The organism is Mycolicibacter arupensis, assembly GCF_002086515.1.
Lineage (GTDB): Bacteria > Actinomycetota > Actinomycetes > Mycobacteriales > Mycobacteriaceae > Mycobacterium > Mycobacterium arupense.
In genome coordinates this window covers 1-20862 of sequence record NZ_MVHH01000059.1, presented here as the reverse complement: position 1 = coordinate 20862, position 20862 = coordinate 1, and the positions used below count along the sequence as shown (strand labels likewise).

18 protein-coding genes and 2 riboswitches are annotated in these 20862 nt (G+C 67.3%); of the genes, 11 read left to right on the top strand and 7 right to left on the bottom strand.

What is annotated here, in order from left to right:
- Positions 1-96: 96 nt before the first annotated feature.
- From BST15_RS18760 to BST15_RS18740, 5 genes are all read left to right on the top strand, one after another.
- Positions 97-540: a roadblock/LC7 domain-containing protein gene (locus BST15_RS18760; RefSeq protein WP_046189780.1), complete on the top strand. Its 444-nt coding sequence runs from the start codon at positions 97-99 to the stop codon at positions 538-540.
- A gap of 17 nt (positions 541-557) precedes the next feature.
- On the top strand, positions 558-977 hold the full coding sequence (locus BST15_RS18755; RefSeq protein ID WP_109370807.1) for a DUF742 domain-containing protein: 420 nt from the start codon (positions 558-560) through the stop codon (positions 975-977).
- 58 nt (positions 978-1035) lie between these two features.
- Positions 1036-1569, top strand: coding sequence for a GTP-binding protein (locus tag BST15_RS18750; RefSeq protein ID WP_046189795.1), 534 nt, complete (start codon positions 1036-1038; stop codon positions 1567-1569).
- Complete coding sequence (locus tag BST15_RS18745; protein ID WP_046189781.1) at positions 1566-2129, top strand: pentapeptide repeat-containing protein; 564 nt, start codon at positions 1566-1568, stop codon at positions 2127-2129. Before BST15_RS18750 ends, BST15_RS18745 begins: the two co-directional genes overlap by 4 nt.
- A 131-nt stretch (positions 2130-2260) precedes the next feature.
- Positions 2261-3136, top strand: coding sequence for a hypothetical protein (locus BST15_RS18740; RefSeq protein ID WP_409366532.1), 876 nt, complete (start codon positions 2261-2263; stop codon positions 3134-3136).
- Between the two features lie 57 nt (positions 3137-3193).
- Here BST15_RS18740 and BST15_RS18735 read toward each other — a convergent pair whose 3' ends face one another.
- Both BST15_RS18735 and BST15_RS18730 read right to left on the bottom strand, forming a co-directional pair.
- Complete coding sequence (locus BST15_RS18735; protein WP_046189783.1) at positions 3194-5803, bottom strand: ATP-binding cassette domain-containing protein; 2610 nt, start codon at positions 5801-5803, stop codon at positions 3194-3196.
- An 11-nt stretch (positions 5804-5814) separates the two neighbouring features.
- Complete coding sequence (locus BST15_RS18730) at positions 5815-6999, bottom strand: NADH:flavin oxidoreductase (RefSeq protein ID WP_046189784.1); 1185 nt, start codon at positions 6997-6999, stop codon at positions 5815-5817.
- 113 nt (positions 7000-7112) lie between these two features.
- On the opposite strand from BST15_RS18730, the gene BST15_RS18725 reads away from it, so the two are divergent.
- From BST15_RS18725 to BST15_RS18715, 3 genes are all read left to right on the top strand, one after another.
- On the top strand, positions 7113-7961 hold the full coding sequence (locus tag BST15_RS18725; RefSeq protein ID WP_046189796.1) for a bifunctional methylenetetrahydrofolate dehydrogenase/methenyltetrahydrofolate cyclohydrolase: 849 nt from the start codon (positions 7113-7115) through the stop codon (positions 7959-7961).
- Complete coding sequence (locus tag BST15_RS18720) at positions 7958-8248, top strand: DUF3017 domain-containing protein (RefSeq protein ID WP_046189785.1); 291 nt, start codon at positions 7958-7960, stop codon at positions 8246-8248. The genes BST15_RS18725 and BST15_RS18720 overlap by 4 nt, the downstream gene beginning before the upstream one ends.
- Before the next feature lie 343 nt (positions 8249-8591).
- On the top strand, positions 8592-9497 hold the full coding sequence (locus BST15_RS18715; RefSeq protein WP_046189786.1) for a cyclopropane mycolic acid synthase family methyltransferase: 906 nt from the start codon (positions 8592-8594) through the stop codon (positions 9495-9497).
- Between the two features lie 7 nt (positions 9498-9504).
- Here the strand turns inward: BST15_RS18715 and BST15_RS18710 are convergent, their stop codons facing one another.
- Positions 9505-9921, bottom strand: a complete 417-nt coding sequence (locus BST15_RS18710; RefSeq protein WP_082104153.1) for a DUF732 domain-containing protein — start codon at positions 9919-9921, stop codon at positions 9505-9507.
- A 371-nt stretch (positions 9922-10292) separates the two neighbouring features.
- On the opposite strand from BST15_RS18710, the gene BST15_RS18705 reads away from it, so the two are divergent.
- On the top strand, positions 10293-11798 hold the full coding sequence (locus tag BST15_RS18705) for a PE-PPE domain-containing protein (protein WP_046189788.1): 1506 nt from the start codon (positions 10293-10295) through the stop codon (positions 11796-11798).
- Positions 11799-11827: 29 nt separating this feature from the next.
- Here the strand turns inward: BST15_RS18705 and BST15_RS18700 are convergent, their stop codons facing one another.
- Genes BST15_RS18700 through BST15_RS18690 form a run of 3 tightly spaced genes read right to left on the bottom strand, consistent with a single transcriptional unit; the run spans position 11828 to position 15065 of the window.
- Positions 11828-12583: a class I SAM-dependent methyltransferase gene (locus tag BST15_RS18700; RefSeq protein ID WP_046296212.1), complete on the bottom strand. Its 756-nt coding sequence runs from the start codon at positions 12581-12583 to the stop codon at positions 11828-11830.
- Positions 12580-13716: a homoserine O-acetyltransferase MetX gene (gene metX / locus BST15_RS18695; RefSeq protein WP_046189790.1), complete on the bottom strand. Its 1137-nt coding sequence runs from the start codon at positions 13714-13716 to the stop codon at positions 12580-12582. Before metX ends, BST15_RS18700 begins: the two co-directional genes overlap by 4 nt.
- A gap of 11 nt (positions 13717-13727) precedes the next feature.
- Entirely contained in the window at positions 13728-15065 is a 1338-nt protein-coding gene (locus tag BST15_RS18690; protein WP_046189791.1) for a bifunctional o-acetylhomoserine/o-acetylserine sulfhydrylase, read from the bottom strand.
- Positions 15066-15196: 131 nt separating this feature from the next.
- A riboswitch (SAM riboswitch) is annotated at positions 15197-15315 on the bottom strand.
- Positions 15316-15459: 144 nt separating this feature from the next.
- Here BST15_RS18690 and BST15_RS18685 point away from each other — a divergent pair.
- The gene (locus BST15_RS18685) at positions 15460-17694 is read left to right on the top strand and encodes an NADP-dependent isocitrate dehydrogenase (RefSeq protein ID WP_046189792.1); all 2235 of its coding nucleotides are present in this window, start codon (positions 15460-15462) and stop codon (positions 17692-17694) included.
- Between the two features lie 27 nt (positions 17695-17721).
- Here the strand turns inward: BST15_RS18685 and BST15_RS18680 are convergent, their stop codons facing one another.
- The gene (locus BST15_RS18680) at positions 17722-19401 is read right to left on the bottom strand and encodes a glycosyltransferase (protein WP_234708299.1); all 1680 of its coding nucleotides are present in this window, start codon (positions 19399-19401) and stop codon (positions 17722-17724) included.
- 97 nt (positions 19402-19498) lie between these two features.
- A riboswitch (cobalamin riboswitch) is annotated at positions 19499-19635 on the top strand.
- A 32-nt stretch (positions 19636-19667) separates the two neighbouring features.
- On the opposite strand from BST15_RS18680, the gene BST15_RS18675 reads away from it, so the two are divergent.
- Positions 19668-20862: PPE family protein (locus tag BST15_RS18675; protein WP_083071108.1), on the top strand; the 1195-nt coding region annotated here is incomplete at its 3' end.

Sequence of the window (20862 nt, the reverse complement as noted above, 5' to 3'; positions counted from 1 at the left end):
CCGGGAGAACGACGTTGAGCGCCGGGAGAACGACGTTGAGCGCCGGGAGAACGACATGGAGCAGAGTGTGGACAGCGACCAGGGACAGAACCAGCCATGACTTTCCCCACCGATCCCCGCGCGCATCGTCGCACCGCTGAAGGCTCGTTGGACTGGCTGGTGTCCAACTTCGCCCGTGAGGTGCCTGGGGTGTCGCATGCGGTGCTGGTCTCGGTCGACGGGCTGACGGTCGCGGCCAGCGAGCATCTGCCCACCGAACGTGCCGATCAGTTGGCCGCCGTGGCATCGGGGTTGGCCAGTCTGGCCACCGGGGCCTCCCAGTTGTTCGAGGGTGGTCGGGTGCTGCAGTCGGTGGTGGAGATGGAGCACGGCTACCTGCTGTTGATGCGGGTCGGAGACGGCTCGCACCTGGCAACGTTGGCCGGTACGTCGTGCGATATCGGTCAGATCGGATACGAGATGGCGGTTCTGGTGGAGCGGGTCGGCGCGGTGGTCCAGTCCGCGCGCCGAACGGCGCAGTCGCGGGGCGCCCACTCGTGAGGTGCCGGTGAATGGTGATGAACAGCCCCGAGCAGTGGGCGCGCCCCCGGGCGCCGGAGATCGCCCCCGCAGCCCAGGATGCGCCGGAGACTGAGGTCAGTCTGGTCCGGCCGTACACGCTGACCGCCGGGCGAACTCACACCGACGTACTGTTGCCGCTGGAAGCCCCGGTGCAGACTCTGCGGGTAGCGCAGCCCAACCAGTGGCCGGCCAGCGATCCGCGTGGTCGGATCGTGGAACTCTGCCAGGGGTCACCGTCGGTCGCCGAGATCTCGGCGCGGCTGAACCTGCCGTTGGGCGTCGCGCGCGTCTTGGTGGGTGACCTGGTCACCTCGGGATACCTTCGGGTGCGGGCCACGCTGACCGAGGCTTCCACCCGGGACGAACGGCGAGACCTGATAGGAAGGACACTTCGTGGCCTACGAGCGCTGGGATAGGCCCCCAGAGCGGAGCCCAGACAGCACCGCGACTCCCCGCGACTCCGCCTCGACCAAGATCGTCATCGCCGGCGGATTCGGGGTTGGCAAGACCACGTTCGTCGGCACCGTCTCGGAGATCATGCCGTTGCGCACCGAGGCTTTGGTCACCGACGCATCGGTCGGCGTCGACACCCTGGAGGCCACCCCGGACAAGCGGACCACCACGGTCGCGATGGACTTCGGTCGGCTCACGCTCGCCGACGACCTGGTGCTCTACCTGTTCGGCACGCCGGGCCAGCGCCGGTTCTGGTTCATGTGGGACGACTTGGTGCGCGGCGCGATCGGTGCGATCATCCTGGTCGACTGCCGCCGACTGGAGGACAGCTTCGCCGCCGTGGACTTCTTCGAGCATCGCAATCTGCCGTTCCTGATCGCGGTCAACGAGTTCGATGGCGCGCCGCGGTATCCCGTCGCCGCAGTGCGCAAGGCCCTGGCCCTGGCCGACCACATCCCGGTGATCGCCGTCGACGCCCGTGACCCCAGGTCGGCTCGTGACGCGCTGATCGCGATCAGCGAATACGCGCTGTCCACCCTGGCGCCGCAGGCTTGACCGCGGCTGCTGAGTGGGTCGGGCAGGAATTCGCCGGCCACGATTTTCGCGACGCCGACCTGTCGCGGTTGCGCACCGAACGGGTGGTGTTCGATCACTGCGACTTCACCGGTGCCGACCTGGGCGAGTCGGTGCACCGCGGGTCGGCTTTCCGCAACTGTCGCTTTGAGCGGGCTTCGTTGTGGCACAGCGAGTTCACGCAGTGCAGCATGCTGGGCTCGCAGTTCGTTCAGTGCCGGTTGCGGCCGTTGGTCTTCGACGAGGTGGACTTCACCCTGGCTGGGCTCGGCGGCAGTGACCTGCGGGCGGTGGACTTGGGCGGCTGCCGGTTGCGTGAGGCCAATCTGGTCGAGGCCGATTTGCGCAAGGCGGTGTTGCGCGGTGCGGACCTGACCGGCGCTCGCACCATCGGCACCCGGCTGGACGAGGCGGACCTGCGTGGTGCGCGGGTCGACCCGACGCTGTGGACCACGGCATCGCTGACCGGCACGCGGATCGACATCGCCCAGGCGATCACCTATGCCGCCGCCCACGGGCTGCGGCTGGACGGTGGCTCGTGAGCTGATTGCAGTCCGGTTCGTGGTCTGGTGTGCGGTCCGACCTCACCGCACACTCAACACCTAGAACGCACACTCAAAACACCTGTGGATGGCTGAATGGTGTCAGTCGCCCGCCCCGGCGATGCTCATCGATCGTGGAGGGGCAACCGTTTATCGGCAGTGAGGCCCTGGCAGCCGGAAGGCTGAATCGGCACGGGCTACGGACCCACTATCGGGCCACCTACCCCGACGTCTATGTGCCCCGAGAGGTCTCGTTGCGGCTCGCCCAGCGCACCGCCGCGGCATGGCTATGGTCAGGACGGCGAGGTGTCGTCGCCGGCGCGGCGGCTGCGGCGCTGTATGGAGCCAGGTGGATTGACGACGACGTGCCGGTCGAGCTGGTGCACGCCAACCCGCGAGCGCCAGCCGGGGTGATCGCCCGTCGAGAGACTCTGCTCGACGACGAGATGCAGGCACTGGCCGGCCACGACGACGGGATGCTCGTCACGGTCCCCGAGCGCTCCGCCTTCGATATCGGCCGCCACCAACGGCTGCGGTTGGCGGTGGCGCGGCTCGACGCGCTGGCCCGAGCGACCCGCTTCGACGTTGACGCCGTCGCAGCGCTGGCGCTCCGTCATCCGCGCATGCGCGGATTGCGGCAGTTGGAGCGGGTCCTGAGTCTGGTTGACCCCGGCGCGGAGTCGCCCCGAGAGACGTACCTGCGTTTGCTGCTGATAGATGCCGAGCTACCCCCGGAGCAGACCCAGATCCCGGTCCCTACCGCCGATGTCACCTATTACCTGGATATGGGTTGGCCGGACGTCATGGTGGCCGCCGAGTACGACGGCGAGCATCACCAGGTCGACAGCCTGCAGTGGCGCAAGGACATCATCCGGCTTGAGACACTGACCCGGATGGGGTGGATCGTTATCCGGGTGGTGGCTCGCGACCGCCGAGCGGAGGTCGTGTGGCGGGTGCGCCAGGCGCTACGGATCCGGGGCTACCCGCCAGCATTCATCGTGCGTTGACGGCGTTGAGTGTGCGGGACCGACGACGTTGAGTGTGCGGGAGCGAAACGAAACCGGCTAACGCTTGAGCCGGATCTTCCACCACACCAGCAGGCTGTAGCAGACCGACAGCAATGCCAGCATCCCCATGTCGAGCAGCCAGATGCCCCGGGTGTGATCCCAGAGCCGGTCTTTGGGGATCTGCGGCGCATTCATCAGGGTGTTGAAATCGACGGTCGATCCGCCCGCCGCGTACCCCCAGCGTGCGGGGGTGAGCCAGGACAACTGGTCGAGGCCGGTGCGGCCGCCGACCGGGATCATTCCGCTGGACAGCACCAGCTGCGACATGATCGACACCACCAGCATGGGCATGATCTGCTCGTTGGACTGCGCGAATGCCGACAGGGCCAAGCCGAGAATCGCCGAGGCCACACAGGTGCCCGCCACCCCGAGGAACAACTCGAAGTTCACGCTGCCGAACAGCACCGCATCGCGGGCGGGGCCGCCCTTGCCCAGCACCACGATCGTGGTGGCGATGGCGGCCTGGATCGTGGCGAACACGCAGAACACCGCGATCTTGGCCAGCAGGTAGGCCACCGTCGACAGTCCGACGGCCTGCTCTCTTCGGAAGATCGGCCGCTCGCCGATCAGGTCGCGGATGGTCAGCGCGGTTCCCATGAAAACAGCGCCGATGTTGAGCAGCACCATGATGTATCGCGGTTCGGTGGGCGCATCGGGGCCTGGTATCCCCAGCCCATGGCTGCCTTCGACGGTCAACGACAAAATACCCACGATGAACGGCAGCAAGGCCAGGAAGATCGAGTAGCCACGGTCGGAGACGATCAGCCGGATCTGGCGGCGCGCGATCGTCGAGAGTTGTTTGACCAGGCTGGTGGCCGCTGGCTTACCGAGATCGGCCGGCGGCGTCTCGGCCACCGCCGCGGAGGACCGCTGGCCTCCGTCGCGCTCCAAAAAGCGCCGGTTGGCTTCGTCGGGATCGGCACCCACGTTGGCAAAGATGTCGGCCCAGTTATCGGCGCCCATGGCCGGGAAGACTTCCTTGGGCGGTCCGCAGTAGGCGATCTTGCCGCCGGGGGCCAGCAACAGGATCTGGTCGCAGACATCGAGGTAAGCCACCGAGTGGGTGACCACCATGACCACACGACCGGCGTCGGCCAGGCCGCGCAGCATCAGCATGACCTGGCGGTCCAATGCCGGGTCCAGACCTGAAGTCGGCTCATCGAGCAGCAACAGTGACGGCCCGGTCAGCAGTTCCAGCGCCACCGAGGCGCGCTTGCGCTGACCGCCGGACAGCTTGTCCACCCGAGTGTCGGCGTGCTTGGTCATCTCGAGCTCTTCGAGCACCCGCGCGACGGCCTGATCGCGGTCGGCCTGGCTGCTGTCGGGCGGCAGCCGCAGCTCGGCTGCGTAGCCCAGCGCCTGGTTGACCGTCAGCTGGCGGTGCACCACGTCGTCCTGGGGCACCATCCCGATCCTGCTGCGCAGCGAGGCGTAGTCGGCGTGAATGTTGTGCCCCTCGAAGAGGGTGGTGCCGGAAGTGGGGCTGGTGTAGCCGGCGATCAGCCGCGCCAGTGTGGTCTTGCCCGCGCCCGAGCCGCCGATGATCGCGGTGAGGGTGCCCGGCCGGGCATTGAGGGAGATGTTGTTGAGCAGCCGCTTGCCGCCCTCGACGTCGAAGCAGACATCGCGCACTTCAAGGCCGCCGCTGCCGGGGGTGGTATCGGTGCGACGCACCAGCGTGCCGCCGTGAAACTCCAGGTCGACGTTGCCGATGGTGACGACGTCGCCCTCGGACAGGATCGCCGATCCGATGCGGACGCCGTTGACGAACGTTCCGTTGATGCTCCGGCTGTCGCGGATCTCAGTGCCCAGCGGGGTCGGAACCAACATGGCGTGGTGCCGAGAGGCCAGCACATCGGAGATCACGACGTCGTTGTCGATGGCGCGGCCGATGGTCAGTGCCCCGGCCGGCGCGTTGGGTGCTGACGCCGACGAGGGCCTCAGGATGTCGATCATGCGGGTGGCGATGCTGCCGGCCTCCGGCGGCGTGGCCGAGACCGGTGCCATCCGCGTGGCCGATTGTTGGGGCTGGAACACACCCTCTGCGGGCGCCGGCTGATAGTGCGGCCGCAGCGCCGGTTCGCGGAGTGGGCCAGAGGGGCCTGCCGGGTAGGCCGGCGGTCGGGGCGCGGCCGGCGGTGGTGGGGGATAGGGCGCCGGTCCCGTGGGCGGACGGTAGGGCTGCTGGACCGGCGGCGAGGGCCAGCCCTGCGACTGCGGCGGCAGGCTCGGGCGCGCAATACCGGGCTGCGGAACCTGGATCGAGACGGTCTGCGGAGGCCTGCCGGCCTGCCCCTGGTGCCGTCCCACCTCGAAGGAGACCCGAGGCCCGTCTGGATTGCCAAGGCTCACTGCCTGGCCATCGCGGATCTCGACCACCGGCACCCGCTGGCCATTGACGTAGATCCCGTTGAGGGAGCCGTTGTCGACCCCCAGCCACCGGCCCTGCTCGAATCGCAACAGGAGGTGAGCCCGGGACACCAGGGGATGGGGGATCCGCACGTCAGCGCGCAGATCACGTCCGATGACAACGTCGTGGCCTGCGGAGAACGTGCCTTGTGATCCGTCGTAACGGACGGTCAGCACCGGCGGGGCTGGGTGACTCATCGTCGTCAACTCTAGCGAGTTACGTCCGGTGCGCCGGTAACGACGCAGCGCGTGCGCTCGTAGATCGTCGGCATGCACTGGTTGCAGTGGGTGCATTCGGACACGATCGTCGGCTCGTCGGCGATCCGGTTGATCAGGTCTGGCCGGGCCAACAGTGCCCGGGCCATCGCGACGAACTCGAACCCTTCGGACATGGCCTGATCCATGGTCGCGCGGTTGGTGACGCCGCCCAACAGGATCAGCGGCATCGAGAGCTCCGCGCGGAAGAGCCGTGCGTTGTCCAGCAGGTAGGCGTCGGTATAGGGGTATTCGCGCAGGAACTTCTTACCGGTCATCCGCATGCCCCAGCTCAGCGGTGGGGGGAAGACCTTGGCGAACTCCTTGACCGGGGCGTTCCCGCGGAACAGGTACATCGGGTTGACCAGGGAACTGCCGGCGGTTAGTTCGATGGCATCGAGGCCGCCGTCGTCCTGCAGCCACTTCGCGGTGGTCAGGGATTCGTCCAGTCCGATGCCGCCGCGAACGCCGTCGGCCATGTTCAGTTTGGCGGTCACCGCGATCTGGCCGCCCACCGCCTTGTGCACCGCCTGCACGATCCCGCGGGCCACCTTGGCCCGGTTGGCCAGCGAGCCGCCGAATTCGTCGGAGCGGCGGTTGATCAGTGGGCTCAGAAAGGAACTCGCCAGGTAGTTGTGGCCCAGATGGATCTCGACGGCGTCGAATCCCGCGTCGACGGCGTACCGCGCGGCGTCGGCGTGTTGGGCGATAACGGTGTCGATGTCGTCGCGGCTGGCCTTCTTTGCGAACCGCATGCCGATCGGGTTGAAGAATCGCACCGGCGCCAGAGCCCGGGCCTTGTTGGAGCGCGCATCGGCGACCGGCCCGGCGTGACCGATCTGAGCGCTGACCAGGGCGCCCTCGGCGTGCACGGCATCGGTGAGCCGGCGCAGTCCGGCGACCGCCTCGGGCCGCATCCACAGTCCGTCGTCGGAGGTGCGACCGCCGCGGGAGACCGCGCAGTAGGCCACCGTGGTCATGCCCACGCCACCGGCGGCCGGGAGCCGGTGATACTCGATGAGATCGTCGGAGGCCAGCGCGTTGGGGGTGCGGTTCTCGAACGTCGCGGCCTTGATGATCCGGTTGCGCAACGTGATCGGACCGAGTTTCGCGGGACTGAAAACGTCGGGAACTCCCATAGCGGGAGCCTACAAGCGGCCCGCGGCGAATATTCGCTCTGTCGTACGCAGAAGATCCGTGCCGTCGCCTCCGGCAGGTCGGAACCCGGCGGCTACATGCCACAATGTCGGGCGTGGGTGCAATGACGTTGGACGGCAAGGCCACGCGCGACGAGATCTTCGTCGACCTTCAGGCACGAGTGGCGGCGCTGTCCGCCCAGGGACGCACACCGGGATTGGGGACCATCCTGGTTGGGGATGACCCCGGTTCGCATGCCTACGTGCGCGGCAAGCACGCCGACTGCGCCAAGGTGGGCATCACCTCCATTCGCCGGGATCTGCCGGCGGATTGCAGTCCAGCCCAGCTCAACGACACCATCGACGAGCTGAACGCCAACGATGAGTGCACCGGCTACATCGTGCAGCTGCCGCTGCCCAAACACCTCGATGAGAACGCCGCCCTCGAGCGCGTCGATCCGGCCAAGGACGCCGATGGGCTGCATCCGACCAATCTGGGCCGCTTGGTTCTGGGCACCCCGGCGGCGTTGCCCTGCACCCCGCGCGGGATCGTGCACCTGCTGCGCCGCTACGAGGTGCCGATCGCCGGTGCGCATGTCGTCGTGATCGGCCGGGGCGTGACGGTCGGACGTCCCCTCGGATTGCTGCTGACTCGCCGCTCGGAGAACGCCACCGTCACGCTGTGCCACACCGGCACCCGCGATCTGGCGGAGCTCACCCGTCAGGCCGACATCATCGTCGCCGCGGTCGGAGTGCCGCACATGCTCACCGCCGACATGGTGCGGCCGGGCGCGGCCATCGTCGACGTCGGGGTGTCGCGCACCGACGCCGGACTGGTCGGCGACGTCCATCCCGACGTGTGGGAGGTTGCCGGTCACGTGTCGCCCAACCCGGGTGGGGTGGGTCCGCTGACCCGGGCATTCCTGCTGACCAACGTGGTGGAGCGGGTCGAGAGCACGCTGTGAAGTCCGCCGATGTCCGTCGGGTGATCGCCGCGCAATGGCCGATCCTGCTGGTCGGGCTGATTTTCACGGCGGCATTCGTGCTCGCCGGAGCGAACTTCTGGCGGCGTGGTGCACTGCTGATCGGGATCGGCACCGGGGTGGCCGCCGCGCTGCGGCTGGTGCTGTCCGAGGACCGGGCCGGGCTGCTGGTGCTGCGTGACCGCGGGCTGGACTTCGCGACCATGACGACGGCCGCCACGGTGATGCTCTACGTGGCCGCAACGATCGACCCGCTCGGCACGAGCTAATTCTCTTACCCGGCCGATAATTTATTGGCCGCTGTAGCGGCGTATTCGCCCACCGCCCACCGATCCGAGTGGGTTTGGCGATCGCGCGTAGCGGGAACACCTGAATCCGGTCGGTCGGCATTGGCCGGCCGTGTCGGGAGGGGGATTCCCGCCATGAATACAGCGCACAGACGGGCCGCCGCGCGATAGCGGGCCTGATCAGGCGAACTGGGGAATCGATCCGGCGCATCTCGCCTCGATCTGCTGAGGGACACCGTTGTCACCTCGGCGGTGGCGACGCGGGGCGCGATCGGAGCACACACGAGGGGGGAGGCTTTCGGCCTTCGGTCGAGAGCACATTGCTATGCAAACGAAACTGACACCGCATTTCGACGACGTGCAGGCTCACTACGACCTGTCCGACGACTTTTTCCGGCTCTTTCTCGACCCGTCCCAGACCTACAGCTGCGCCTACTTCGAGCGTGACGACATGTCACTGGAAGAGGCGCAGATCGCCAAGATCGATCTGGCGCTGGGCAAGCTGGGCCTGCAACCGGGCATGACGCTGCTCGACATCGGTTGTGGCTGGGGCGCCACCATGCGGCGCGCGCTGCAACGCCACGACGTCAACGTCATCGGCCTGACGCTGAGCAGGAATCAGGCAAGCCACGTGGAGTCCGTGTTCGCCCGCATGAACGGCAGGTGCACCAAACGGGTGCTGCTCGAGGGTTGGGAGAACTTCGGTGAACCGGTGGACCGGATCGTGTCCATCGGGGCCTTCGAACACTTCGGGCACGAGCGCTACGACGACTTCTTCGCCATGGCCTACGACGCCTTGCCTGCCGATGGCGTGATGTTGCTGCACACCATCACAGGCCTGACGTTGCCGCAGATGTCCGCGCGTGGCATGCCGCTGACGTTGTCGATGGCCCGTTTCACCAAGTTCATCGCCACCGAGATCTTCCCCGGCGGCCGGTTGCCCACCATCGAGATGGTTGAGGAGCATTCGGCCCGAGCGGGGTTCACCCTGACCCGCAGGCAGTCACTGCAGCCGCACTACGCACGGACCCTCGACTGCTGGGCGGCCGCCCTGGAACGCAACAGGGACAGGGCCATCGACATCCAGGGCCGCGAGGTCTACGACCGGTACATGCACTACCTGACGGGCTGCGCCAACGGCTTTCGGACCGGTTACATCGACGTCAACCAGTTCACCTTGCAGAAGTCGGCCCAGCGATCCGGTCCGAAGCGTGCTTTGAGCGCGCTCTGAACCGGCGTCAGAAGCGGGGGATGGCAGGTATCCCACCGGTGAGGCCGGGGATGCCGACGGACATCCCGGGGATCTGGGGGAGGTCCGGCACCTGGCCGGTGGCCAGCTGCGAGAGCATCTGCGGGCAATAGATCTGGACGGCGATCTCGGTGAACAGCTGCGCCATCTGTGGCGACATGCTGGGGCCACCGCCCATGCCGGCGATCGGGGCGGCCACTGATGCGGCGGTGCCCGCGGGCTCTTTGAGCATGGGGCAGATGGATTGGCCGAGGGCCGCGGTGCTGGCCGGGTCGCTGACCGGAATGCCCGCCACAGCCAGATCGGTGAGGAAGGTGGTGTCGACGGGGCTTGCCTGCGCCGGCGCCGCCAGTCCCGCGGTGGCGATCAGGCCTAGGGCGCCGGCTCCTGCGCCCGCTCTGCTCATGAAGCCTCGCATGGGTCCCCCTCGTCGTCGCGCGGCGCCGAGCGATGCCCGGGACTGAAGTCCGAACGGCCTGGTTGAAATCCTGCATCAAAGTGGTAACACCGGTGAGTCGTACGGGTCACGGTTTGCCTACGGCCCGGTACCAGCCGGGTCGCCGCCGCCGCGCCTGACTGGTCCGGCGTGCCGGACTCCCAGTACGCGGAGGGTCCATAAGTCGAGTTAGGGCCACCGCGGGCGGAGAAGCATCCCCTTCTGCGGAAGTTTCCGCAGCAGAAAGTCTGAGTTATTCAGATTTGCCTCAGGTTTTCATCATGTAGACGCTAAGGTGCTGCAAGCAATAAGGAGTCATTCGCTCGCTGCCGGAGGTCGCCATGAGGGTCAGCCCCACGTTCCGCTCACTCGGTGTGGCAGCGCTGGCCGTGTCCAGTGCTGCTGCGGTGATCGCGCCGCCGGTGATCGCGCCGGCCGTGGCCTCCGCGGCGCGGACGGTGGCCGCCGACGTTGCGCTGCTGGACAACGTGGCGCTGATCATGGGCGGCACCGGGACCCCCATCCCGGGGATGTGGGACTTCACCTGGGCCAACACCTACCTGACCCACCTCGGGTACGGCGACTACACCATGCAGGGCGTCTTCACCCCTGAGGGCCTGTACCCGGGTACCGGTGTCAAGAGCCTGCCGCTGGCCACCTCGGTCGACCAGGGCGCGCAGATGCTCGACTGGACCCTGCGCAACCGCATCGCCGACGGTGACAACGTCGTGGTCTACGGCGTTTCCCAGAGCGCCGTGCTGTCCTCGGTCGAGATGAGCCGGCTGCTCGAGTCCGGCACCGCCCCCGATCCCGATCAGCTGTCGTTCGTTCTGATCGCCAATGAGATGTTCCCCAACGGCGGCCTGCTGTCACGCTTCGCGGTGCCGGAGGTGCCGCTCTACATCGCGCCGTTGGGGATTGAGTTCTACGGCGGCACGCCCGATACCCCGTACGCGACCGACATCTACATCGCCGAGTACGACGGGTTCGCCGACTTCCCGCGTTACCCGCTCAACCTGCTGTCAACGCTCAATGCAGTCCTGGGGATCGCGTTCGTGCACGGTCCCGGCTACGCCCAGCCCGATTCCATCGACAGTGCGCAACTGTTGCTCGGATCGACCGACTACGACGGCCCTCTCGTTCTGCCGGACGGGGTCTCGGCCGCCCTGAACACCAACTACTACATGATCCCGACGGAGATCCTGCCGCTGCTGCAGCCGCTGCTGGGCATCCCGATCTTGGGTGAGCCGCTCTATGACCTGCTGGAGCCGGTCACCCGGATCTTGGTCGACCTGGGTTACGGGAATGTCGACACCTACGTCGACGGGGTTCTGACCCACGGCGGCTGGGATCAGGGTCCGGCGAACGTCCTTACCACCTACGGAGTGTTCCCCGAGGACATCGACGTCTTCGCCCTCCTGAACTCGTTGGCGCAGGGCGCCCAACAGGGGTTCAACGACTTCATCTACGACCTCGGGCACCTCTCGCTGGGTGACCCGACCGATGCCCTCGGCGCCCTGTTCTCCCCGTCGGACTTCGCCCTGCCGAGCTTCAGCGAGGTCGTCAACACGTTCTCCAGTGCGGCCTCAACGCTGTATTCGGTGCTGCTGCCGACCGCGGACGTGTTCAACTCATTGCTGACCACGATGCCCGCCTACAACATCAGCATGTTCTTGAACGCCTTCCAGGGCGATGACGACCTGCTGACCATGCTGACCAACGCGATTGGGCTGCCGCTGGCGGCCGACTTCGGCATGATCCCCACCGCCATCGGGTTCGAACTGCTCAGCGTCCTCGGCGCGGTCCAGTCGATCACCAACGACTTCGCGGATCTGTTCAGCGCCTGACAGCGGGGCGAAGCGCCCTCAGAGGGGCTCTAATCCGGTGCGTGCAGCGTTGCCCGGGCACACACCGTGACGTAGGGCAGCGCCAGGCCGGTGGACCCGACCAGCGCCGGATGAGTGGCCAGCAGGTTGCGCACCTGGTCCAGCGTCTGGGTGCGCACCGCGTCCGGTGAGGTGATGCAGTAGCTGCGTGAGGCGACCAGGTCGATCAGGGCCTGGGGCGTCAGGTAGTTGGTCCACTCGACGTGGTGGCTTTCGATGTCGCCGAACGGCGCGGGCAGGCTCACTCCCGCGTCGACCACGTCGCGGGCGTCTTCGCGGCCGATGATCGTGCCGAGTTCTTTGACCCAGCCCAGTCGCTCGTCGCGGGTGTTCCAGACCAGTCCCAGCCGGCCTCCGGGCCGCAACACCCGCACCAGCTCGGGGATCGCGCGGGCCGGGTCGAACCAATGCCAGGCCTGAGCCACCAACACCGCGTCGACGCTGTTGTCGGGCAGGGGGATCTGTTCGGCGGACCCGAGCAGCGCCGGGGTGCCGGGCAGCGCGGTGGCGAGCACCTCGAGCATCTCGGCGATCGGGTCCACGGCCACCACGTCCAGGCCGCGCTCGACCAGGCGTGCGGTGAGTTTTCCGGTTCCGGCGCCCAGGTCGAGGACATCGCGGGCACCCGGCGGCAGCAGCCAGTCGATGGCCTCCGGCGGGTAGGACGGCCGGCCCCGCTCGTAGGCGGCGGCCTGCGAACCGAACGACAGCGAGCGGTCGCGCCGGCCCTGCTCGGACGGGCTCACCGTCGGCGGTCCCGGGCCGAATCCGCCAAGTCCAACGTGTGGCGGATCAATTCGCCGACCCGGCCCGTCTCCAGCAGGAATCCGTCGTGCCCGCTGTCGGAGTCGACCACCTGCAGGCCTTCACACCCGGGCAGCAGCTCGGCGAGTTCGGCCTGCAACCGCAGCGGATACAGCCGGTCGGAGGTGATTCCGGCGACCACCGCGGGCACCGGGCAGCCGCGCAGTGCCGCACTGACGCCACCGCGTCCGGCGCCCACGTCGTAGCCCGACAGCGCGTCGCTCAGGGCCACATAGCTGCCGGCGTCGAATCGGGACACCAGCTTGTCGCCCTGATGTTCCAGGTAGCTCTGCACCGCATAGCGCGGGTCTGCTGGATCTTCTTCGTCCTGCGCTCTATTGCTGAAGCGCCGATCCAGCTCGGCCTCGCCGCGGTAGGTCAGGTGGGCGATCCGCCGAGCAATCGCCAGGCCGGCCTTGGGACTGCGACCGGTGCCGTGATAGTCACCGCCCTGCCAGTCCGGGTCCGCCTTGATGGCGGCCACCTGGGTGCTCTGTGTACCGATCTGATCGGCTGTCGCCCGGGCTCCAACGGCCAGCAAGAGTCCGGCGCGCACCTGGTCTGGATGGCCGACCATCCACTCCAGTCCGCGGGCACCGCCCATCGAACCGCCCAGCACTGCGGCCACTTCGCTGATACCCAGCGCGGCCAGCGCGGCGATGTCGGCCTGGACCTGGTCGCGGATCGAGATCGACGGAAACCGCGAACCCCACGGTTTCCCGTCCCGAGCCAGCGAGCTCGGGCCGGTCGAACCGCGGCAGCCGCCCAAGACATTGGTGGCCACCGCGCACCAGCGGTTGGTGTCGATCGGGGCACCGGGCCCGATAACCCCGTCCCACCAGCCCGGAGTGGGATGACCCGGCCCGGCCGGTCCGATGACGTGCGAATCCCCGGTCAGTGCGTGCAGCACCATGACGACGTTGTCGCGCTGGGGCGACAACTCGCCCCAGCGCTGAACGGCGATATGCACGTCATCGAGCACCGCACCGCTCTGCAGCGTCAGCGAGCCGATGGCGACCACGCCGGTCTCTCCCTCGGCGGGCAGCAGCTGCCTGGACACGTCGGAGATCGTCACCGGGGACCGCCTCAACGGGCCGCCAGCGCCGGCGAATCGCCGACCTGTGCCGAGGCTGCCGCGAAGCCGAGTTCGAGGTCGGCCAGGATGTCCTCGATGCCCTCGATGCCGACCGCCAGCCGAACCAGCCCTGGCGTGACACCGCTGGCCAGCTGCTCTTCGGCGCTGAGCTGGCCGTGCGTCGTCGACGCCGGGTGGATCACCAGCGAGCGCACGTCACCGATGTTGGCGACGTGGCTGTGCAGCTTCAGTGCGTCGACGAATGCCCGACCGGCCTCGATGCCGCCGGCGAGCTCGAACGAGAGCACGCCGCCGACACCCTTGGGTGCCAGTTGCTGCGCCCGGGCATGCCACGGCGAGCTGGCCAGCCCGGCGTAGTTGACACTGAGCACGTCATCGCGGGACTCCAGGAACTCCGCGACCCGCTGCGCATTGGCGACGTGGCGCTCGACCCGCAGACTCAGCGTCTCCAGGCCCTGGGCGATCAGGAACGCGTTGAACGGCGACACCGCCGAGCCCAGGTCGCGCAGCAGCTGCACGCGGGCCTTCAGGGCGAACGCCGGTGCGCCCAGGTCGGCGAAGACCACCCCGTGGTAGCTCGGGTCGGGGGTGGTGAAACCCGGGTGGCGGCCCTGGGTCCAGTCGAAGGTGCCGCCGTCGACGATCACGCCGGCGATCGCCGAGCCGTGCCCGCCCAGGTACTTGGTGGCCGAGTGCACCACGATGTCGGCGCCGTGGGCCAGCGGCTGGATCAGGTACGGGGTGGCCACAGTGTTGTCGACGATCAGCGGCACGCCGTTGTCGTGGGCCACGCCCGAGACGCCCGGGATGTCGAGCACGTCGATCTTCGGGTTGGAGATGGTTTCGGCGAAGAAGGCCTTGGTGTTGGGCCGTACTGCCGCCCGCCAGGACTCCAGGTCGTCGGGGTCCTCGACGAAGGTGGTCTCGATGCCCAGCTTGGTCAGCGAGTAGTGGAACAGGTTGTAGGTCCCGCCGTAGAGCCGGGGGCTGGACACGATGTGATCGCCGGCGCCGGCGAGATTGAGGATCGCGAAGGTCGCCGCGGCGGACCCGGAGGCCAGCAGCAGGGCCGCGACACCGCCCTCGAGTGCGGCGATCCGCTGCTCGACGACGTCATTGGTCGGGTTCATGATCCGGGTGTAGATGTTTCCCGGCTCCTCCAGGCCGAACAGCTTGGCCGCATGCTCGGTGTTGTTGAACGTGTAGGAGGTGGTCTGGTAGATCGGCAACGCCCGGGCGTTGGTGGCCGGGTCGGGGGCCTGCCCGGCGTGGACCTGCTTGGTCTCGAAGGACCAGTGCGAACTCGGGTCGGTGTTGTTGTCGGTCATCGGTGAATGCTTTCCTCGGAATTGTTGTCGCTGGGGCAGAGAGGTGGGGTCAGCGACAACAGCAACGGGTGAGCGGGTGCAAAGAGGCACGCATCAGGTTCCCCTGTCTACTCGGGGGGCCCGTTGTGTCGGACCCGCGCTTGCCGCGTAGCCGTGGTGGCTACTCAACCCGGTCATCACCCGGGGCACCCCACCGCGGTTGGAGGGTTGCCGGCCAGCAAGCCGGGGCTTCGCGCTGGCACTCATGACCGCCTCGCAGCCTATCGCATCTCCCGGAGCTGTCGCCACCTGATCACCGGCGGTCGGCGCGTCGGTGAGGTACGCGATACTGATGCCGCCGTGTACCACGCGGCACACGATAGTTCGCCACGAACCTGACGCCGGGAGAACAGCCATGTGCGCCGACCAACCGACCATCATCTACACGCTGACCGACGAGGCGCCCCTGCTGGCGACGTACTCGTTCCTGCCGATCGTGCAGGCCTTCACCGGGCCCGCCGGAATCGACGTCACACCCAGCGACATCTCGCTGGCGGCCCGCATCCTGGCCGCATTTCCCGACTGTCTGACTGACGAGCAGCGGGTCCCGGACAACCTGGCCGAGCTCGGCCGCCTGACCCAGCTGCCGGACACCACGATCATCAAGCTGCCCAACATCAGCGCTTCGGTGCCGCAGCTGGTCTCGGCCATCAAAGAGCTGCAGGGCAAGGGCTTCAAGCTGCCCGACTACCCCGCGGACCCCAAGTCCGAGCAGGAACGCGACGTCCACGACCGCTACGCCAAGTGCCTGGGCAGTGCGGTGAACCCGGTACTGCGGGAAGGCAACTCGGACCGCCGTGCCCCCAAGGCGGTCAAGGAGTACGCGCGCAAGCACCCGCACAGCATGGGTGAGTGGTCGCAGGCCTCGCGCACGCACGTGGCGACCATGAAGCACGGCGACTTCTATCACGGTGAGAAGTCGATGACGCTGGACCGCGACCGCGACGTCAAGATGCAGCTGACGACCAAGAGCGGCGAGACGATCGTGCTCAAGGAGAAGGTGTCGCTGCTGAGCGGCACGGTGATCGACTCGATGTTCATGAGCGTGCGCGCGCTGCGCGAGTTCTATGAGGAGCAGATGGAGGACGCCCGCAAGACAGGCGTGATGTTCTCCTTGCACGTCAAGGCCACCATGATGAAGGTCAGCCACCCCATCGTGTTCGGCCACGCCATCAAGGTCTTCTACAAGGACGCCTTCGCCAAGCACCAGAAGCTCTTCGACGACTTGGGCGTCAACGTCAACAACGGTCTGGTCGACCTCTACAGCAAGATCGAGGCGCTGCCGGCCTCCCAGCGGGAGGAGATCATCGAGGACATGCACGCCTGTCACGAGCACCGCCCCGAGCTGGCGATGGTGGACTCGGCGAACGGCATTACCAACTTCCACTCGCCCTCGGATGTGATCGTGGACGCCTCGATGCCGGCGATGATCCGGGCCGGCGGCAAGATGTACGGCGCCGACGGACGCCAGAAGGACACCAAGGCCGTCAACCCAGAATCGACGTTCGCGCGGATCTACCAGGAGATGATCAACTTCTGTAAGACCCACGGCCAGTTCGACCCGGCCACCATGGGAACCGTCCCCAACGTCGGGCTGATGGCGCAGAAGGCCGAGGAGTACGGCAGCCACGACAAGACCTTCGAGGTCCGCGAGGCCGGCGTCGCCGACATCGTTGACCTGGCCACCGGCGAGGTGCTGCTGACTCAGAACGTTGAAGCCGGCGACATCTGGCGGTTGTGTACCGTCACCGACGCCGCCATCCAGGACTGGGTGAAGCTGGCGGTGCAGCGGGCGCGGGCGTCGGGCATGACGGTGGTGTTCTGGCTGGACACCGAGCGTCCGCACGAGGCGGAGCTGCGCAAGAAGGTCAAGACCTACCTCAAGGACCACGACACCGAGGGTCTGGAGATCCAGATCATGCCGCAGGTGTGGGCCATGCGGTACACGTGCGAGCGGTTGATCCGCGGCCAAGACACCATCGCCGCCACCGGCAACATCCTGCGCGACTACCTGACTGACCTGTTCCCGATCCTGGAGCTGGGGACCAGCGCCAAGATGCTGTCGATCGTGCCGCTGATGGCCGGCGGCGGCATGTACGAGACGGGAGCCGGCGGCTCGGCGCCCAAGCACGTCAAGCAGCTGGTGGAGGAGAACCACCTGCGCTGGGACTCGCTCGGTGAGTTCCTGGCGCTGGGTGCCAGCTTCGACGACCTGGGCGCCAAGACCGGCAATGCCCGCGCCAAGATCCTGGGCCAGACGCTGGACTCCGCGATCGGCAAGCTGCTCGATGCCAACCAGAGTCCCTCGCGTAAGACCGGTGAGCTCGACAACCGCGGCAGCCAGTTCTATCTGGCCAAGCACTGGGCCGACGAGCTCGCGGCGCAGACCGAGGATGCCGAGCTGGCTCAGCACTTCGCGGGGCTGGCGAACACCCTGGCCAAGAACGAGGACGTCATCCTGGGTGAGCTGAACGTGGTGCAGGGCAAGGCGGTGGACATCGGCGGCTACTACGCACCCGACCACGATCTGACCTCGGCGGTGATGCGGCCCAGTTCGACGCTGAACGCCGCGATCGACGCCAAGGACTGACGGCGCCCGGCCGATCTACCTGGTGACTCAACCCAAGACGCAGAGCACTTCGTCGAGGGTGGCGGTGCCAGCCACGCGGCCCAGTCGTGTGGTGTCGTGCATCGCCGGGCCGGTGGCAGCCGTCTCGGTCAGCAGGTAGCGGCCGGCGTCGGGGGTGCGGCGCACGGTGTCCTCGGCGGCGCAGGTGCCGGTGAGCTTCGCCGCGTCGGCGAAGTTGATGCCCACCTGGCAGACCTGGGGTTCGGCTTCTAGTACACCGATCAGCCGGGTGATCAGGTTTTCCGGGGCGAAGAACCGCCAGCCAGCGTCCAACGCCAACACGTAGCGACCACCGATTCCGGCACTGACCTCAGTGCCGGGATCGGTGAATTCCACGAAGGGATATCGCCGCGCCAGCAGCTCCCGGTCGTGCACCGAGAGGCCGGTGTCGATCACCAGGAAGCGTCCGACCCGCGCCACGTCGAGACAGCAGTGCAGGAACGAGTTCAGCGTCTGCTCGGTGCCGGCGCAGTCGGCTCCGGTGCGGACGCTGACGGTCACTTCAGCGTCCGGGGGGCCGGCAACCAGGCTGTGCGCCAACGCTTCGGGATAGCTCGATGCTGCTTCAAGCATGGCCGAAACCGAAAAGTCCCGGTTGGTGGCGATGCGTTGCCGTTCCTCGTCGGGGATGTCCGTGCGCGCCACCAGTCGCCGGCACAGCGTGAAGGCTTCATCGTGCCTGCCGAGCCATGACGCGCACACCGCACGCTCGTCGGTCGCGCGGAAGTTGTAGACGCCCGCGTCGACCCACAGGTTGTCATCGGGCATCGGGATTTCCTCGGCTTGTCTGGCGAAGAGGTGGCCGAGCTCGTAGCGCCCCGCAGAGCGGTAGGCGAACGCGATGCAGTACAGCGGCTCGGCGCGGGTGGGCCGAAATTCCCAGGCCCGCAGGTAAGCGGCCTGCACTTCCGGCCACGGTTCGCCGAGTACTTCCATGGCTCCGGCTTTGCGGTACAGCGAGAAGTAGACCTCTTCGTCGTAGCCGCCCATGTGAGTCCGCCGTTCGTACCACGTGACCGCGGCGGCGTAATCCTCCAGATCGAAACAGCTCTGCGCCAGATAAAAGACCGACCGCGTGTCCTCGGGGTTGCGTTCGACCTCGGCCAGCAGGAGATCCCGGTCGCGGGCATATTTCTGTGGATCCAGGTTACGGGCGCCCAGGCGCCGGGATTCGATGGCGAAGTCGTCGTTGAGTCGGGACGTGACGTGGTCTTCATCGCATTCGACGAACTCGTGGACCACGCCGACGTAGCGCACCGGCAGGCCGTCGCGGAACATCTGAGGGCGCCAGCCTCTGACGGCTTCCTGCCGGATCCGGATCTCGTAGATGTCGGCGTCCAGGCCGGTGAAGTCGGGTGTGCCGACGATCGTGTCGTCGGCGTCGATCACCAAGATGTAGTCGGCGCGGCCCTGGGCCAGGGTCAGGGCCTCGGTGCGGTTGTGTCCGAAATTGCGCCAGGGCCTTTCGTAGAGCTCGCCCGGGATGCCCAGGGCCGCCATGTGGTCGCGGATCACCTGCTGGGTTCCGTCCTGCGAGCCGGTGTCGACGATCACCCACGAACTGATGTAGGGCGCGGTGGCGTTCAGCGCCTCCGCAATGATGTGGACCTCGTCTCGCACGATCATGTTCAGGCAGATCGTGGGGCGGGCGTTCGCCGGATCGGACACGGTCGGCAGATTACTACTGCGACCTCGGTGGGAATGTCATGACGCCGCAAGCACGCCGAGAGATTTGCTCCGGATGTGAGACTCCGCGGTGGTCAGGGGTGGGGCGTGCGACAATTCGCCGGTAAGGCGATGACGATGTCAGGAATCCGGTGCGAGTCCGGAGCGGTCCCGCCACTGTGATCGGGCCAGTGCGCTCGCCCGAGAGTCAGATACTGACAACGTTGCACCCTCAGATGGGGCGGATGACCCCGAGAGAGCTGGCGATCGTGACCGCGCCGATCTGGATCGCGTCACCTCCGGAAGTTCATGCGAGCCTGCTGTCGGCCGGTCCCGGCTCCGGGCCGCTGTTGGCGTCGGCGTCGGCGTGGAACGCGCTGAGCGCCGAATACGGTGCCGTCGCCGACGAGCTGATGGCCCTGCTGAGTGCGGTGCAGGCCGGGGCGTGGCAGGGCCCTGCCGCCGAGGCCTATGTGGCCGCGAACGTTCCCTATCTGGCCTGGCTGATCCAAGCCGGCCTGGTCAGTGCGGTCACCGCCGCCGCGCAGCAATCCGCGGCCACCGCCTACAGCACGGCGTTGGCGTCCATGCCGACGCTGGCCGAGCTGGCGGCCAATCACGCCGCCCATGCGGTGCTGGTGGCCACCAACTTCTTCGGGGTGAACACCATCCCGATCACGCTCAACGAGGCCGACTACGGCCGGATGTGGTTTCAGGCCGCCACGGTGATGGCCACCTATCAGGCTGTCGCCGGCTCGGCGGTGGCGTCGAGTCCGCAGACCGCTGCGGCCCCGCCGATCGCCGCGGCCGGCTCTGCGGAGGCCGGCCAGCCGCCACTACCGCCTGATCGGCAGAACGAGATCATGGAATGGCTGCAGAACAGCGGCTATATCGACTTCTACAACACCGTGCTGCAGCCGATGATCAACGAGCTGGCGAGCAACCCTTTCCTGCAGTCGCTGCTCGGCGGGTTCAACCCCTGGCTGCCCATCCTGGGCAACCCGCTGAGTTTCTTGAGTCCCTACAACATCGCGTTCGCGATCGGCTATCCGATGGATTTCGGTTCGTTCGCCGCATACCTATCCCAGACCTTCGCGTTCATCGGCGCAGATATCGCTGCGGCGTTCGCGAGCGGCAATCCCAGCACCATTGCCTTCACGCTGATGTTCACCGCGGTGGAAGCGGTCGGCACCATCATCACCGACGTGATCGCCCTGCTCAAGACGTTGTTGGAGCAGGCGGTGGTGTTGATTCCGGTGGTGCTGCCGATGCTGACCGCCGCACTGGCTCCGTTGGCCGCGGCACCGCTGGCGGGACTTGCCGGGCTGTCGGGCCTGGCTGCGCTTCCGGCTGTTCCGGTGCCGCTGGCGCCCGTGCCGCCACCGTTCGCCGGGTTGACGGTGGCTCCCACCCCGCCGGTGTCGGCGGCCATACCGGCGCCCGCCGTGACCGCCGCACCCGCTC